The sequence below is a fragment of the Spartinivicinus marinus genome (genome assembly GCF_026309355.1).
Classification (GTDB): domain Bacteria; phylum Pseudomonadota; class Gammaproteobacteria; order Pseudomonadales; family Zooshikellaceae; genus Spartinivicinus; species Spartinivicinus marinus.
On record NZ_JAPJZK010000001.1, the window covers coordinates 992,628 to 1,008,190 of the forward strand.

A 15,563-nucleotide genomic window follows, 5' to 3' on the forward strand; every position below is an offset into this window, starting at 1 on the left:
TTGCTAACGGTTTTTCCAAACGGGAGGCCTTTTTTCTAAAAAAGCCCCAACCCCTTCCTGTTGGTCTTCTGTATCAAATAAATCAATAAACAATTCTCGTTCAACTGGCAATGCCTGCCACATGGGATGAAAGCGAGCTTTTTGAATTAATCTTTTACAAGCGCGCACACTTGAAGGGCTTTGTTTAGCGACATTTTCGGCCAACAACAGCGCTGTTGCTCTGGCTTTGCCAGACTCTACCTGCTGCTCAGCCAAACCAATTTCAACCGCTTTTGCTGCAGTGACTCGTTCACCACAAAGAATCATTCGTTTTGCCCAACCCTCACCGACTAACCACGGCAACTGTTGAGTACCACCGGCACAAGGCAATAACCCCACCGACGCTTCAGGTAGGGCTAATACCGCATGAGACTCTACAATCCGCAAATCACAAGCCAAGGCACACTCCAACCCTCCTCCCATTGCATAACCATTAATGGCCGCAATAGACACTCCTTGGTATTGGCTAAGCGTTTCAAATGCATCTGCAAAATGTTTAGCAATATCACGTGCTTTAGCTTTATCCCTTTCCGCAAACAGTTTTAAATCTGCTCCTGCGGAAAAAAACTTTTCTCCCTGGCCAGTAATCACCAAACTATAAATAGAGCGTTCTTGATTTAATAACTCAACAATCGTTTTTAACCCCAATAAACTTTCACTATCCCAGGTATTGGCTGATGGGTTATTAATCGTAATTAATGCAGTATGACCAATTTTTTCAACTAATAATTTATTGGTAATAGCGGTTAGTTGTCCTGCTGTGATAGGCTCTAATTGTTTTGTCATGGAATTTCCTTAAAAAATCATCTCCAAGCCATTTTCTATTAATAGGCGTCTAGCAATAATCACCCGCATAATTTCATTGGTGCCTTCCAGTATTTGATGGACCCGCGCATCTCTTACATAGCGTTCTAAAGGGTATTCTTTGATATAGCCATATCCGCCATGTAATTGCAGGGCTTGGTTACAAATATCAAAACATAAGTCAGTTGCTAGCCTTTTTGCCATCGCACAATAAGTGGTAGCTTGACTAGACTGTTGATCTAAATGAAAAGCAGCCAGGCGCACCATTTGTTGAGCAGCCACTAAATGCGTTGCCATATCGGAAAATTTAAATTGCAGCGCCTGAAAATCAGCTAAGGGTTTACCAAATTGCTGGCGTTGATGCAGATAATCATGAGACTGCTTTAATGCGGCTTGTGCAGTACCTAATGAGCAAGACGCAATATTAATTCGGCCACCATCCAGTCCCTGCATAGCTATTTTAAAGCCTTGCCCTTCATCGCCCAAACGCAAGTTGGCGGGTACCTTTACCTGATCAAAACTAATAGTGCGGGTAGGCTGACTATTCCAGCCCATCTTCTCTTCTTTACGCCCATAGTTGATTCCTGCCGAGTCAGCAGGCACTAAAAAGCTGGAAATTCCTTTTGGCCCTGCTTCCCCCGTACGAGCCATCACTAACAGTACATCAGTTGAACCCGCCCCAGAAATAAACATTTTACTGCCACTTAGTAGATAATAATCCCCCTTTTTTGTGGCACTGGTTTTTAACGACCCTGCATCAGAGCCTGCATTAGGTTCAGTTAGGCAATAAGAACCTAATAATTCACCTGTCGATAAACGAGGGCACCATTCTTCCAGCACAGTTGCTTGACCAAACTTGCAGGCCATCCAGGTCACCATATTATGGATGGTTAGATAGGCTGTGGTAGATGTACATCCTTGTGATAAAGCCTCAAAAATTAAACTAGCATCCAGTCGGCTTAATCCCATCCCCCCCTGCTCAACAGGAGCATAAATCGCACAAAAACCCAAATTGCCGGCTTTTTTAATCACATCAATAGGAAAGTGCGCTTGCTGATCCCACTCAGCTGCATTTTCAGCTAACTCTTTTTCTGCAAACTGTTTTGCTGTTCCCTGAAACGCTAACTGCTCTTCTGATAAATTAAAATCCATATTTTCTCCTAACGAGACTACTGCGAAAGGGTGTTTTTAGCTCCCTCTCTCTAGAGGCTATCGAAAAATCTACTCCCCCCTATCGGACACTAGACTTATTTTCAACACCCTTTTGCAAAGTTCTCTAACAGATACTTCTACCGTAAGTGAATAGTCATATTAGGTGATGCACTCATACCCGGATCAAACCAGCGAGCGGTAACTGTCTTAGTTTCAGTATAAAATCGCACAGCCTGCTTACCATAAGCATGTTGGTCGCCGTAAAAGGAATTTTTCCAGCCAGTAAAAGAGAAAAAGGGTAATGGCACTGGAATGGGTACATTAATACCCACTTGTCCTACTTCAATATAATGTTGAAAGTGTCGTGCAGCCTGACCAGAAGCAGTAAAAATAGAAGTTCCATTTCCATAAGGGTTTTGATTAATTAGTTCAATTGCCTGATCAAGAGTATCTGCACACAATACGACAAGTACCGGACCAAATATTTCTTCCTTATAAATACTCATCTCAGGTGTTACATCAGTAAATAAAGTGGGGCCTACCCAGTTACCATCTGGTGCTTCAGGGACTTTACAGTCAGAGCCATCGAGTAAACAGGTTGCGCCTTCTTCTTTACCTTTAGCAATAAAACTCAACACCCGTTGTTTAGCCTGGGGTGAAATTTGTGGCCCATAACTGGCCTGCGGATCATCCCAAAGCCCTGGTCTAACATTGGCCATTGCATCACGTAAATCTTCTACCCAGTTTTTAGCATCACCCACCATCACAGCTACACTAATTGCCATACAGCGCTGCCCAGCTGCTCCTACGCTAGAGCCAATCAGATTACTAATCACCTGGTCTTTATCAGCATCCGGCATTACCACCATATGATTTTTTGCCCCAGCAAATGCCTGTACCCGTTTTAGATTATCAGTACCAGTACGGTAAATATGTTGCCCGGCTGCTACTGATCCAACAAAAGAGATGGCTTTCACCAGTGGATGAGTAATTAATCGATCCACCTGCTCCTTATCACCATGCAACACTTGTAGAATTCCTTTAGGAAAGCCCGCCTCCACCGCCAACTCCGCCAACTGAGTGGGTGTCATCGGGTCTTGTTCTGATGGTTTTAAGATAAAGCTGTTACCACAGGCAATGGCCATTGGGTACATCCACAAAGGTACCATTGCAGGGAAATTAAAGGGGGTAATCCCTACACATACACCTAGCGGCTGTAGATAACTATAACAGTCAATAGCACGAGCAACGTTCTCGACTGTTTCCCCCATCATTAAACTACTAACGTTTGCTGCCTGCTCAACCACTTCTATTCCCCGCCAAACATCTCCTTTTGCATCTGCCAGGGTTTTTCCGGTTTCTTTACTGAGGGTGACGGCAATATCCTCCTGGTGTTGCTTCAGCACCCCCTGGTAGTTGAGCATTAACCTCGCTCGCTCTGGAGTAGGCACTTCCCGCCACTGATAATAAGCCTCTTGAGCACTGACAATTGCAGTTTCAATTTCCTGATCCGTAGCACAAGGTGCTTCACACAACACCTCTTGGGTAGCAGGATTAGTAACGGGGATACACCGCTTGGCTTCACTGACAGTAAACTCACCATCAATAAATTGGTTTAAGCAGTTAGGTTGAGTAGTCATTATAAAGTTACCTACTTGATGGGTAAGAATTGTATTGTTGTTATTATTATTGCTACGGCTCTTGCTTTAGAGTTTCATAATTCCCTTGTAACATGCTTGCCGCTAATCCAGGATTAACTATCTTGGCAGAAAACTGGACTTTATTGTGGTTTTATCAACATCAACTACCGAGCCTGAGCTTACCTCAGACTGGCCCTTATCTCATACAGCTATTCGATATATAACGCCAGACTCACTCACCAGGCAATTAAGTTTGCACCCTCTTAGTCAGCACTGCTATCCACTAGGGTTTGGCTATTACCCTCAAGCAACATCCCATCAAATGGAACGCCATCAGCATGTAGACCACTTATTAATTTATTGCATTGCAGGTGAAGGACAATTACAAGCTCAGCAACACAAAACCACAATCATAGCGGGTGATTTTGTTGTATTACCCCGAGGCTTATCTCACCAATACCAAGCAAGCAATACAAATCCCTGGTCAATTTATTGGGTACACTTTGATGGCGTATTAAGTGATACTTATGTACAACACTTGTTGCCAGGGCCAACCACCGTAAAACTATCTCTTGGCTTGCACCCAGAACTCGTGGCAGGGTTTGATACACTAGTGTCATTACACCAGGCTGCCTATCAGCTTAATCCACTGATTTATGCTGCTAATCATCTAACTCAGCTGCTCAGCCTGGTAGCAGTGATTAAGCCTCAACTACAGACTGAGCACTTTGACTTACAAAAAGTGTTGAGTAATATGCAAAAGAATATCCATGGCCAGCTTAAATTAGAACAGCTGGCCGCCAGTGTTAACTTATCAAAATACCACTTTTGTAAGCGTTTTAAAGCACTAACAGGACACAGCCCCATTCAGCATTTTATCCATTTAAAAATGCAACGCGCTTGTTATTTGTTAGATTTAACTGACCAACCCATATCGGCAGTCAGCCATAGTTTAGGCTATGAAGATGCTTATTATTTTTCACGTCTCTTTAAACGAGTGATTGGTATTCCTCCAAGGGAATACCGAAAATTAAAGCGTGGGTAATTGCCAGTCGATGGGAGGCAATCCTTGCTGCTGCAAATAGGCATTGGTTTTTGAAAAGGGACGACTACCAAAAAAGCCTCGGTGAGCAGATAAAGGTGATGGGTGCACAGACTTAATTACCATATGCTTTTGGGTATCAATAAAACTACCTTTACGCTGTGCATAACTGCCCCATAAAATAAACACAATACCCTGCCGTTCTGCATTTAGTCGCGCAATCACTTCATCAGTAAACTGTTCCCAGCCTCTGCCTTGATGGGACGCAGCCTTCCCTTGCTCAACGGTGAGCACACTGTTTAACAATAATACGCCTTGTTTTCCCCAATGCTCCAGGTTGCCATGATTAGCAGGAGAAATACCAAGATCCTGTTCCAGCTCTTTATACATATTGACTAAAGAGGGCGGTGTTTTAATAGCCTGTCTAACAGAAAAGCAAAGTCCATGGGCTTGATCTGGTCCATGGTAAGGGTCTTGCCCTAAAATCACGACTTTTACCTGATCAAAAGGGGTCAACTCAAAGGCTTTAAAGTACTCAGAGCCTTGCGGATAAATCACCTTGCCCGCCTGTTTTTCTGCTTGTAAAAAAGCACGCAGGCTTTTCATATAGTCCTTTTCAAACTCTTCAACCAGGCGCTTCTTCCAACTCACCTCTAATTTTACTTCAGCCATCTGCTGCTTCACCCTCACTCACTATCATTCAAAGTGCTATTATAACCATCATAAGAAGTGGCTATAAAGCAACTGCAATTAACTAGTGGTGCATTCTATAGATAACAATGGCAACGGCTCCTCATATTCAAATAGCACAACAGTTAGAGCAAGGTAAAAGGCCGCTTCCTCGTCTGCCTGAAACAGTTGTTACCATTCGCCAAATTATTGCCAACCCCAGCCATCATCAAAACGACATTATTCAGCTGTTAGAGCAAGACCCTGTGCTCGTTGACCAGCTAATGAAGTTGGCTGACTCTCCTCTTTTCCATCAAGCCACATCCCCTGCAGATTTACGAGGAGCAATCCAACGGCTAGGAGAATATACTGTTAGTAATTTTGTTTTAACATACACGATAAAAAAGCTGTTTCCTTCTGACTCAAAGCTAGCCAAACGTTTCTTAGCCCACTACTGGCAGCGCAGTATCGCCTTGTCAGCTATCAGCACCATAATGGCCAAGCACATTCCACAGTTAAGTACTGATGAAGCAATGCTTGCATCATTATTACAAGACGCTGGCAGCATGTTACTGATTATCAACTTGGCAAAAGAGCCCAACCTGCTTGCGAGCGAAAAAAAAGTAAAACAAATGTGCCGCGGCTTAAACAACCGCTTAACCAGTTTACTTTTAAATCACTGGCATATGCCCATTACCTTTATAGAAGCAGTCAAACATCGAACTTATTGGCAGTATGCTCCTCAACAGTATGATTTAACCTGTCATTGCATACTGGCCAGATATCTTTGGCTGACTCATCAAACCAAGTCAATCAAACTGATTGCCATTGATGAGCTACCTGCTTATCAGCTGTCCCCACTAGTACAACATCAGCTACCAGACCACACCCATCTTATGAACTTTATTTATCAGGATGCGTGTGAAATGACAGAAATGCTGGGCGGGCAAGTTAATTTTTATCCACAAAAAGATTCAACTAAAAAAACCAAGCAGCACTCTCGTCCTTCTTTTTTCCAAACGCTTAAGAAACACTTTCAGAGTAAAGAAAAATAGTTTCCTTATAGATGCACTCAGTTACTGGCTGGCCTTGCAAGGGATAGGTTGTTTATTTCTATAGGTCAAAACACCTGCAACCCCCGGCTTTTTCTGGTGACTCATGACTAAATAACCACCAGCACAATAGGCTAAAAAAGGTGCTGTTTTATGAGAAAGAAACTGTTCTTGTCCTGGAATATTTTTAATCAGGTTAAATTCCGCCAAGTAAACTGAGTCTTGTTCAGTTGAGTGCCGTAGATAGCCATACCAGTCCAAAGCAAATACCGTAACTATCACACTAACCACTGCAACAACTATTAGCATGACGGGTTGATTTTTCATAATACCCTCAAAAAGCCTGCCTTCATTTAAGTCAGTAGATTCTTACACTCACAGCCTTTATTGTCACTATCTTTAGGGTGCCTCTAATAATTGAGACCATAAACAATTAGTAGAGGAGCCCTTCAGTGAGCTTTAAATAGTCCAAAATTAACCCGAGTATTTCCAGAATTTTTTGCTATCCGCAGAAATACTCAGGCAGTGCTGATTAGTTTACGACTTCCTCCTCATCAGGGATTTGTAAAACTAGCTGAATATGTCGCTGTAAAAATGCTCGTATATATTCACGTCCATAGCGGCTTGGATCAAGCAAGCAATAATATTCAGCTTCAACCACTACAGCCTTGGTCAATACAGCATCCAGCTCAGGCTTCGTTGTACCTAACAGCTGATAAAAGCGAGTTAGATCCTTTAACAGATTTTGGTGATGCACATGCACCAATTGTCGTAAGTGAGAAGATCTAAGTGCTTCTAGTAAAAAAGCCTGCTCAGCAATCAGCTCATCGCGGCGATCAGTCACTTGCTGCTCGATGTAGCTTACGGCTAACTCAGTAAAATGCTTAAGTAACCGCCGCTTAGTGGTATCAGCTGATTCTGACTGCGACAACTGTTGTCTAATAGCTATTTCAGCTTCAATCCAAAAATTACTTAGTCTGGCATTTCCTAGCTCAACAAAGTAAGAAAAGGTGTCACTAATTAAATCATTTATATCCTTAAAATAGTAAGTCGTTGCTGATAATGGTACGTTAGCGGCCTTAGCAATAGCTCTATGGCGAACACCACGTACCCCTTCCTTGATTACAATATTAAGTGCTGCTTCTAAAATAGCTCGGCGTCTTTGCTCACTCCCCACCCGACTGGCTTTACGCCCCTGGTAAGGAATGGTTTGCGCTAGCTGCTCCCTTAATTCAGACATGATTAGTAAGATCCCGTCACTGTACTTTTTTACTGCTCAAGAAAACGGCTTGTTATTGATATGGCAGTACTTACTAACTATCAATAAACCGGATGAGCGATTTTTAGTTTTGTTTATAAAATATGCTTTGACTTTAAAAGCACTTAAAGCGTTGAGCTGATAAAAACTCAATCCAGTAAAAGTCGAATAACAAGCTAAGCATCAGACAAACATAAGCCTTATTAAAAAGACTACTGAATGAGTGACTACAGTCAGAACTGAGTAAAAGTGCTTTTAACGTTGAAAGCGCCCTAATAATTATTATTAAGGCGACAGTGTAAGGATAACTGACCATTGAGCCACAACTCAATGGTCAAATGCGTCAAATTTCAGTTTGAGGTCTCATGTGGGGAAAAAGTAGAACATCGCGAATAGAAGCGGCATTGGTAAACAACATAACTAAACGATCGATCCCAATACCTTCTCCTGCAGTAGGAGGTAAACCATATTCCAGTGCATTGATGTAGTCGGCATCATAGTGCATGGCTTCATCATCACCAGCTTCTTTTTCAGCAACTTGTTGCTGGAAACGCTCAGCTTGGTCTTCCGGATCATTTAACTCAGAAAAACCGTTGGCAATTTCTCGACCACCCACAAAAAACTCAAATCGATCTGTGACAAATGGGTTTTCATCATTGCGTCGAGCTAATGGAGAAACTTCCGTTGGGTATTCAGTAATAAATGTTGGTTGATCTAAGCGGTGCTCAACCATTTTTTCAAAAATTTCAATCTGTACCTTACCCAATCCATAACTATCTTTTAATGGAATATCCAGTTTTTCAGCCACTTTACGAGCAGACTCCAGATTATCAATATCGCTGGCTGTTAATTCTGAATTAAAGTGCAAAATAGAATCAAATACTGTCATTCGCTGAAATGGCTTTGCAAAATCATAAGTACTATCTTGATACACCACTTCTGTACTACCAAGCACTTGCTGCGTCACTGCACGCAACATATCTTCTGTTAAATCCATTAAATCATGGTAATCTGCATAAGCCTGGTAAAACTCCAACATGGTAAACTCTGGGTTATGCCGGGTTGATAAGCCTTCATTACGGAAGTTCCGGTTGATTTCATAAACCCTTTCAAAGCCACCCACTACAAGGCGTTTGAGGTATAGCTCTGGTGCAATACGTAAATACATATCAATATCCAGGCTATTATGATGGGTAATAAATGGCCTTGCTGCCGCACCACCAGGAATAACCTGTAACATTGGCGTTTCCACTTCCATAAATGCCTGGTTATTTAGGTACTGACGAATTGCTGCCACTATTTGCGTTCTAACTTTAAATACCTGACGTGATTCGTCATTGACAATTAAGTCAACATAGCGCTGGCGATAGCGCATTTCCGTATCTTCCAAGCCTTTATGCTTATCTGGCAGTGGACGCAGTGCTTTGGTTAATAATTGCACCGATTCCATATCGACATAAAGATCGCCTTTACCTGAACGCTGTAAAGTACCTTCAGCACCAATAATGTCACCTAAATCCCAGGTTTTTATATCGCTTAGTACATCTTTAGCGAGCACTTTACGATTAACATATACCTGAATCCGATCACTAACATCCTGAACCACCATGAAAGCGCCTCGGTTCAGCATAATACGACCAGCGATTTTTACCCGAATGCCTGCTTCAGACAGCTCTTCCTTCGATTTATCCTGGTATTTGGCTTGTAAATCTCCGGCTAAACTATCGCGCCGAAAGCCATTAGGGAAAGCATTACGTTTCTCTCGAATTGCAGCTAACTTTTCCCGGCGCAATGCAATCAGCTTATTCTCATCCTGTTGCTCAACTGCATTCTGAGTTTCTTCAGTCATACGGGTTACCTGTTATTACATTACTTACTTTAATGGCTAAAATTACAAGCCTTTCTTTAAGCTTGCCTCAATAAACTTATCAAGGTCACCATCTAATACGGCATTACAATTTGAGGTTTCCACCCCAGTTCGTAAGTCTTTAATTCTGGACGAGTCCAACACATAAGAGCGAATTTGACTGCCCCAGCCAATATCTGACTTACTGTCTTCTAGTGCCTGCTGCTCTGCAGTACGCTTTTGCATTTCCTGCTCATACAACTTAGCTTTTAACTGTTGCATGGCTTTATCTTTGTTTTGATGCTGCGAACGCTGGTTTTGACACTGAACAACAATACCTGAAGGTAAGTGAGTAATCCTGATGGCTGAATCTGTCGTATTAACGTGCTGACCACCAGCCCCACTGGAACGATAGGTATCAATCCGTAAATCAGCCGGATTAATATCTACTTCAATATCCTCATCAATTTCAGGTGAAACAAATACTGATGCAAATGAGGTATGTCGTCGATTACCAGAATCAAAAGGTGACTTTCTCACTAGCCGATGTACGCCAGTTTCGGTTCTAAGCCAACCAAATGCATAATCACCCGAAAACTGAATGGTGGCACTTTTAATACCAGCCACATCACCGGCTGATACTTCAATCAAATCAGTTTTAAAACCTTTTTGCTCACCCCAGCGCAAATACATCCGTAGTAGCATATTGGCCCAGTCCTGAGCTTCTGTGCCACCAGAACCGGCTTGAATATCAAGATAGGCATTATTGGGGTCCATCTGGCCAGAAAACATCCGCCGGAACTCAAGCTGACCAAGTAAGTTCGACATTTCACTTAGCTCAGCCTCTACTTCTGTTACTGAATCGGGATCATTTTCATCAATCGCCATATCCAGTAACTCTTTAGCATCATCAACACCCTGGGAGAGTTTATCAATCGTGCCTACGACTGACTCTAACTGAGACCTTTCTTTACCTAGTGCCTGCGCCCGCTCAGGCTCATTCCAAACACTGGGGTCTTCTAGCTCACGTTCAACTTCAACTAGCCGTTCCTGCTTGCCAGCATAGTCAAAGATACCCCCTGAGTACTTCAGTACGGTGCTTTAAGTCATCAATCGTTTGCAGGATCGGATTAATTTCTTGCATTGAGAATAGTTTCCAAAAAATCTTGCGTAAAAAAGCTGGCATTTTAACCGAATGCCAGCCATTTAGAAATGGAGAATCAATGTCTGTTTGGCTTTACAGGATCAATATACTCAATCATCAGCTGTAAATTCTGCTTACCCCGAAAATAGTTCACATCAAGTTTATAGGCTAGCTTGACCTGCGCGATAGACTGATCAGGCCACACCGTTAAATCAACATTAAACGCAATAGCATCAACAAATAACTCTCCGCTAAGGTGTTTTAATAATAGTTTTAAGTGCTTTTCACCCACTATGCGCTGTTGAACAACTTGAAAATATCCCTGAAAAACCGGCTCAGGGAAGTGCTGCCCCCACGGCCCTGCCTCTCTTATTAAAGATGCCAGATATAAGTTAATTTCGTGGCAGCCTAGCTCGCCATCGGTTAATACTTCCGCTTCCAGCTGCTCTTTAGTCAACTGGCTGGCAGCCACTTCTTGGAAGGCCTGGCTAAAAGCTGCAAAATTTTCATGCTTAATGCTAAGACCTGCTGCCATCGCATGACCACCAAACTTAATAATCAGTTCAGGATATTTTTTATCCACCACATCCAGTGCATCACGAATATGGAAACCAGGAATAGAGCGAGCAGAGCCTTTAATTTCCCCATTATCTCCTTCAGCAAAAGCAATCACTGGGCGATGGGTTCGCTCTTTAATTCGGGCAGCTAAAATGCCAATAACACCTTGGTGCCAAGCTGCATCAAATAAGCAAATACCCGTTGGCAGCCGCTCCTCTTGATCCAGCTGTAATCGCTGCAATTCAGTTAACGCCTGTTGTTGCATATCAGACTCAATCTGCTTGCGATCACGATTTAATTCATCTAGTTGGAAAGCAATTTCTCTTGCTAGTTGATGATCATTTGTTAGCAGGCACTCTATACCTAAGGACATATCATCCAAACGCCCAGCAGCATTTAATCTTGGCCCTACAGCAAAACCCAGATCGGTTGCAACCAGTTGTTCCCGATGCCGACCAGCTACCTCAATAAGCGCTAAAATACCTGGCCGGGCTTTCCCTGCACGAATCCGTTTCAACCCTTGCTGAACCAGTATTCGATTATTGTCGTCCAATGGCACCACATCAGCGACTGTTCCTAATGCCACAATATCCAGAAAATTTGCCATATTGGGTTCTGGTCGAGTAGCAAACCAATTCCGTTCACGTAGCTGCTGCCTAAGCGCTACCATCACATAAAAAATCACACCAACCCCAGCTGGATTACGACTGGGAAAATCACAGCCCGGCTGATTGGGATTTACAATAGCATCAGCCTGGGGCAGTTCAGCACCTGCTAAATGGTGGTCAGTGACTACCACTTTAATTCCTTGCTCTTTTGCGAACTCTACCCCAGCAATACTGGAGATCCCATTATCAACGGTAATGATTAACTCAGGCTGATACTTCAGTGCTTCTGCAACAATTTCTGGCGATAAGCCATAGCCATACTCAAACCGATTCGGTACTAAATAGTTAACTTTTTCTGCACCCAATGCTTTCAGTGCTAACACAGCCAAAGCACTACTGGTTGCTCCGTCAGCATCAAAGTCACCAACAATCAAAATTTGTTGTTGAGCCTCAATAGCCTCTGCAATTACCTCAACAGCTCGCTCAATTCCTTTAAGTGAGGTAAATGATAAAAGGGCTTGTAGAGAGTGATTAAGTTGTTTTTCTTCACTGATTCCTCTCGCGGCATAAATACGTTGCAATACGGGGTGAAGGGAATCCGAAAACTGGCATCGACTAAGATCAAAAGAACGTTGGGTTATGCGTTTTTGCATAGAGGCTTTCTATAAAGATATCTGACTAAAAAGTGCTTGAAAAATATGAGCTGTGTTTTTTTAGTTAAGATAGGCAAATGCCTATCTCTTTAGGGCACTACTAAAAATAAACATTTTCGCGTAGCCCTTAAATAAATGTAGTTTATATACCCAAAGCGTAGGGATAAATCATTCGCGAAGGGTATAAACTCATCTATTTTTTATTTAAAAAAGCGCCCATGAGTTTGAATGTACTGTTGTACATCAGCCAGTTTATTTTCCAGCACCTGGTAGCGCTCTTGCCGCTCAAATAAATCCGTTAGGTGATGAGGTAGCGCTGGGCTGGCCAGTCCAGCTTGCAAAATAGCATCTGGGAATTTAACCGGATGAGCAGTTGCCAATGTCACCATTGGCGCCGCTTGATTAGTTCGGCAACTCCGCGCCGCTTTTACACCAATTGCGGTATGAGGGTCTAGCAAATAGCCTGTTTCGGCATAAACCTGGTTAATCGTCGAGACAGTTTCTTCATCTGAAACCCGACAACTACTGAATAATTGTTGCGCCTGTTCCCAGCGGTAAGACTCAATACTAATAGTACCTTGCTCGTTAAACTGCTCCATTAAACCTGCAATTGCTTGCCCATTACGACCATGCAAATCAAACAGTAAACGTTCAAAGTTGCTGGAAATCATGATATCCATGCTAGGCGATAACGTTGGGTGCAACTGCTCTTTAGCATACTGATTACCACTGATAAAGCGGTGCAAAATATCATTGCGGTTAGTGGCCACCACTAGTTGATTAATTGGCAAGCCCATTTGCCTGGCAATATAGCCAGCAAAAATATCTCCAAAGTTGCCAGTTGGCACTGAAAAACTGACGCTGCGGTGAGGAGCACCTAAATGGATTGCCGCATAAAAATAATACACCACTTGCGCCATAATTCTGGCCCAGTTAATAGAGTTCACCGCAACCAGACGTGCCTTGCCTTGTAAAAACTCTTGATTAGCAAAGCAGGCTTTTACCATGGCCTGACAATCGTCAAAATTTCCTTCAACGGCTAAATTAAATACATTATCACTAATAACCGTAGTCATTTGCCGGCGCTGTACTTCTGATACACGGTTATGGGGATGCATAATAAAAATATCGACATTCTCACAAGGGCAACAGCCCTCAATTGCAGCCGAGCCCGTATCCCCAGACGTAGCACCAACAATCACTGCCCGCTCATCACGCTTAGCAAGCACATAATCTAATAATCGCCCCAATAGTTGCAAAGCGAAGTCTTTAAATGCCAGAGTAGGCCCATGAAATAATTCCATCACCCATTCATTAGCTCCCAATTGTTGTATGGGAGCAACTGCCGTATGACTAAAACCTGCGTAAGTATCTTGAATAATCCGGTGTAAATCTTGAGCTGGAATGCTGTCGGCAACAAAAGGGGTTATTACCTTTTCTGCCAGTTCTGCATAATTAAGACTTGCCCACGCTGAAATTTGTTCAGGCAAAAATTTAGGTAAAGTTTCAGGTACATACAGGCCACCATCACTGGCAAGTCCTGTCAGTAAGACATCCTCAAAGTTTAGCGCAGGTGCTTGCCCACGGGTACTTATATACTTCACAGTATTACCTATTTATGGAATTTTACATAATTAGTGTGTTGCTTAAACTATACCCTTTACGTCAGATTTTCTTGAAAGGTATAGTCTTTTATTAGTCGCTTATCAATGACCTAAATGATCCATTCGAATAGTTACGACACTCCCCGACACATCGGCTAATGCTTGAATAGCTTCAATTGCCGCCTTCATATCTTTTTCCCGCACTTCTCTGGTTAGCATAAAGATATCAGCAAACTGCTCGCCCTCAGGCACTTCTTTTTGATTAATTGCCTCAATGTTAATATTTAAATCACTAAGGATACGGGTAATGTTTGCCATCACACCTGGGTGATCTGCCGCCTGCATTCTTAAGTAGTAAGCAGACTCAACTTCCTCAATATCAAGAATTTTAGTGTCATCAATTGCTTCAGAGTGAAAGGCTAAAGGAGCAACTACTGAAGATACTGAATCGATTGAGCGTGCCACATCCACAATATCGGCTATTACGGCAGAAGCAGTAGGTTCTGCACCGGCACCAGGGCCATAATACATAGTTGGTCCTACAGCATCGGCATCAACCATCACCGCATTCATTACGCCATCGACTTTGGCGATTAGCTTTGTATCTGGAATCAACGTTGGGTGTACTCTTAGCTCAATACCACCTGGCTTGCGCCGGGCAATTCCTAGATGTTTGATTTGATATCCCAGCTCCTTGGCATGCGCTAAATCTTCTGGAGTGATCTGACTAATGCCTTCGGTATAAGCAGACTTAAACTGCAGTGGAACACCAAATGCAATAGAAGCTAAGATCGTCAGCTTATGTGCTGCATCAATACCTTCTACGTCAAATGTCGGGTCAGCTTCTGCATAGCCTAACGCTTGAGCTTCGGCCAAAACATCGGCAAACTCTCGCTTTTCCTTTGCCATAGCAGTCAGAATAAAGTTACCCGTACCATTGATAATGCCAGCAATCGTATTAATCCGATTAGCCGCTAACCCTTCACGAATAGCTTTAATCACTGGAATTCCACCCGCTACGGCCGCCTCATAGGCGACAATAACACCCTTTTCTGCTGCGGCGGCAAAGATTTCATTACCATGCTCAGCTATCAGAGCCTTGTTAGCTGTCACCACATGCTTACCATGTTGGATAGCCGTTAAAACCAGCTCTTTTGCAGTGTCATACCCCCCGATTAACTCAACCACAATATCTACGGCAGGGTTCTTGGCAACCTCAAAAATATCACGCGTGATACTGGTATCAGAAAGATTACAAGCCGGGTTATCCCGTCTAGCACCCACCTGTTCAATAACAAGCTCTCGACCAAGACGCCGCGCAATCTCTTCCCCATTGCGCTGTAACACATTGAATGTACCGCTACCCACGGTACCTAACCCACATATTCCTACTTTTACGGGCTTCAAAATAGACCCCCAGTTGACTTAGCCATCATCAGATTGGGTATTTATATAGCTAACCTACCACAACCTCTTTTATCGAGCCGGTTATTA

Annotated in this window: 13 protein-coding genes; 2 read left to right on the forward strand and 11 right to left on the reverse strand. The window is 42.9% G+C overall.

Going from position 1 to position 15,563, the window contains the following annotated elements; all coding sequences use genetic code 11:
• Window positions 1-3: 3 nt before the first annotated feature.
• The 3 genes from OQE68_RS04710 to OQE68_RS04720 all read right to left on the reverse strand — a co-directional run bounded on the left by OQE68_RS04710 (window position 4) and on the right by OQE68_RS04720 (window position 3,635).
• The gene (locus tag OQE68_RS04710) at window positions 4-825 is read right to left on the reverse strand and encodes an enoyl-CoA hydratase (RefSeq protein ID WP_180567292.1); all 822 of its coding nucleotides are present in this window, start codon (window positions 823-825) and stop codon (window positions 4-6) included.
• A gap of 9 nt (window positions 826-834) precedes the next feature.
• On the reverse strand, window positions 835-1,995 hold the full coding sequence (locus OQE68_RS04715) for an acyl-CoA dehydrogenase family protein (RefSeq protein WP_180567291.1): 1,161 nt from the start codon (window positions 1,993-1,995) through the stop codon (window positions 835-837).
• 137 nt (window positions 1,996-2,132) lie between these two features.
• The gene (locus OQE68_RS04720; protein ID WP_180567290.1) at window positions 2,133-3,635 is read right to left on the reverse strand and encodes a CoA-acylating methylmalonate-semialdehyde dehydrogenase; all 1,503 of its coding nucleotides are present in this window, start codon (window positions 3,633-3,635) and stop codon (window positions 2,133-2,135) included.
• Window positions 3,636-3,780: 145 nt separating this feature from the next.
• Here OQE68_RS04720 and OQE68_RS04725 point away from each other — a divergent pair, with 145 nt between their 5' ends.
• Window positions 3,781-4,680, forward strand: coding sequence for a helix-turn-helix transcriptional regulator (locus tag OQE68_RS04725; protein ID WP_266195526.1), 900 nt, complete (start codon window positions 3,781-3,783; stop codon window positions 4,678-4,680).
• Here the strand turns inward: OQE68_RS04725 and ung are convergent.
• The gene (gene ung, locus OQE68_RS04730) at window positions 4,666-5,349 is read right to left on the reverse strand and encodes a uracil-DNA glycosylase (RefSeq protein WP_180567289.1); all 684 of its coding nucleotides are present in this window, start codon (window positions 5,347-5,349) and stop codon (window positions 4,666-4,668) included. The genes OQE68_RS04725 and ung overlap by 15 nt on opposite strands.
• Before the next feature lie 107 nt (window positions 5,350-5,456).
• On the opposite strand from ung, the gene OQE68_RS04735 reads away from it, so the two are divergent.
• Window positions 5,457-6,401 carry an HDOD domain-containing protein gene (locus OQE68_RS04735; protein ID WP_180567288.1) on the forward strand — a complete coding sequence of 315 codons (945 nt, stop codon included), beginning with the start codon at window positions 5,457-5,459 and terminating at the stop codon, window positions 6,399-6,401.
• A gap of 21 nt (window positions 6,402-6,422) precedes the next feature.
• Here the strand turns inward: OQE68_RS04735 and OQE68_RS04740 are convergent, their stop codons facing one another.
• From OQE68_RS04740 to OQE68_RS04770, 7 genes are all read right to left on the reverse strand, one after another.
• On the reverse strand, window positions 6,423-6,725 hold the full coding sequence (locus OQE68_RS04740) for a PA3694 family proteiin (protein WP_180567287.1): 303 nt from the start codon (window positions 6,723-6,725) through the stop codon (window positions 6,423-6,425).
• 205 nt (window positions 6,726-6,930) lie between these two features.
• Complete coding sequence (locus OQE68_RS04745) at window positions 6,931-7,638, reverse strand: TetR/AcrR family transcriptional regulator (protein ID WP_180567286.1); 708 nt, start codon at window positions 7,636-7,638, stop codon at window positions 6,931-6,933.
• A 361-nt stretch (window positions 7,639-7,999) separates the two neighbouring features.
• Entirely contained in the window at window positions 8,000-9,505 is a 1,506-nt protein-coding gene (gene lysS / locus OQE68_RS04750) for a lysine--tRNA ligase (protein ID WP_180567285.1), read from the reverse strand.
• 42 nt (window positions 9,506-9,547) lie between these two features.
• A protein-coding gene (gene prfB, locus OQE68_RS04755; protein WP_180567284.1) for a peptide chain release factor 2 occupies window positions 9,548-10,646 on the reverse strand; the annotation gives its coding sequence in 2 pieces (ribosomal slippage) (window positions 9,548-10,570 and window positions 10,572-10,646; 1,098 coding nt in all).
• Window positions 10,647-10,722: 76 nt separating this feature from the next.
• On the reverse strand, window positions 10,723-12,465 hold the full coding sequence (gene recJ / locus OQE68_RS04760) for a single-stranded-DNA-specific exonuclease RecJ (protein WP_180567283.1): 1,743 nt from the start codon (window positions 12,463-12,465) through the stop codon (window positions 10,723-10,725).
• A gap of 200 nt (window positions 12,466-12,665) precedes the next feature.
• Window positions 12,666-14,069: a threonine synthase gene (gene thrC, locus OQE68_RS04765; RefSeq protein WP_180567282.1), complete on the reverse strand. Its 1,404-nt coding sequence runs from the start codon at window positions 14,067-14,069 to the stop codon at window positions 12,666-12,668.
• Window positions 14,070-14,171: 102 nt separating this feature from the next.
• A complete protein-coding gene (locus tag OQE68_RS04770; protein WP_180567281.1) occupies window positions 14,172-15,476 on the reverse strand; it encodes a homoserine dehydrogenase in 1,305 nt (434 codons plus the stop codon).
• Window positions 15,477-15,563 lie beyond the last annotated feature (87 nt).

Coding starts and splice junctions, on each gene's coding strand:
- OQE68_RS04710 (WP_180567292.1), bottom strand. CDS start 825: ATGACAAAACAATTAGAGCCTATCACAGCAGGACAACTAACCGCTATT.
- OQE68_RS04715 (WP_180567291.1), bottom strand. CDS start 1,995: ATGGATTTTAATTTATCAGAAGAGCAGTTAGCGTTTCAGGGAACAGCA.
- OQE68_RS04720 (WP_180567290.1), bottom strand. CDS start 3,635: ATGACTACTCAACCTAACTGCTTAAACCAATTTATTGATGGTGAGTTT.
- ung (WP_180567289.1), bottom strand. CDS start 5,349: ATGGCTGAAGTAAAATTAGAGGTGAGTTGGAAGAAGCGCCTGGTTGAA.
- OQE68_RS04735 (WP_180567288.1), top strand. CDS start 5,457: ATGGCAACGGCTCCTCATATTCAAATAGCACAACAGTTAGAGCAAGGT.
- OQE68_RS04740 (WP_180567287.1), bottom strand. CDS start 6,725: ATGAAAAATCAACCCGTCATGCTAATAGTTGTTGCAGTGGTTAGTGTG.
- OQE68_RS04745 (WP_180567286.1), bottom strand. CDS start 7,638: ATGTCTGAATTAAGGGAGCAGCTAGCGCAAACCATTCCTTACCAGGGG.
- lysS (WP_180567285.1), bottom strand. CDS start 9,505: ATGACTGAAGAAACTCAGAATGCAGTTGAGCAACAGGATGAGAATAAG.
- recJ (WP_180567283.1), bottom strand. CDS start 12,465: ATGCAAAAACGCATAACCCAACGTTCTTTTGATCTTAGTCGATGCCAG.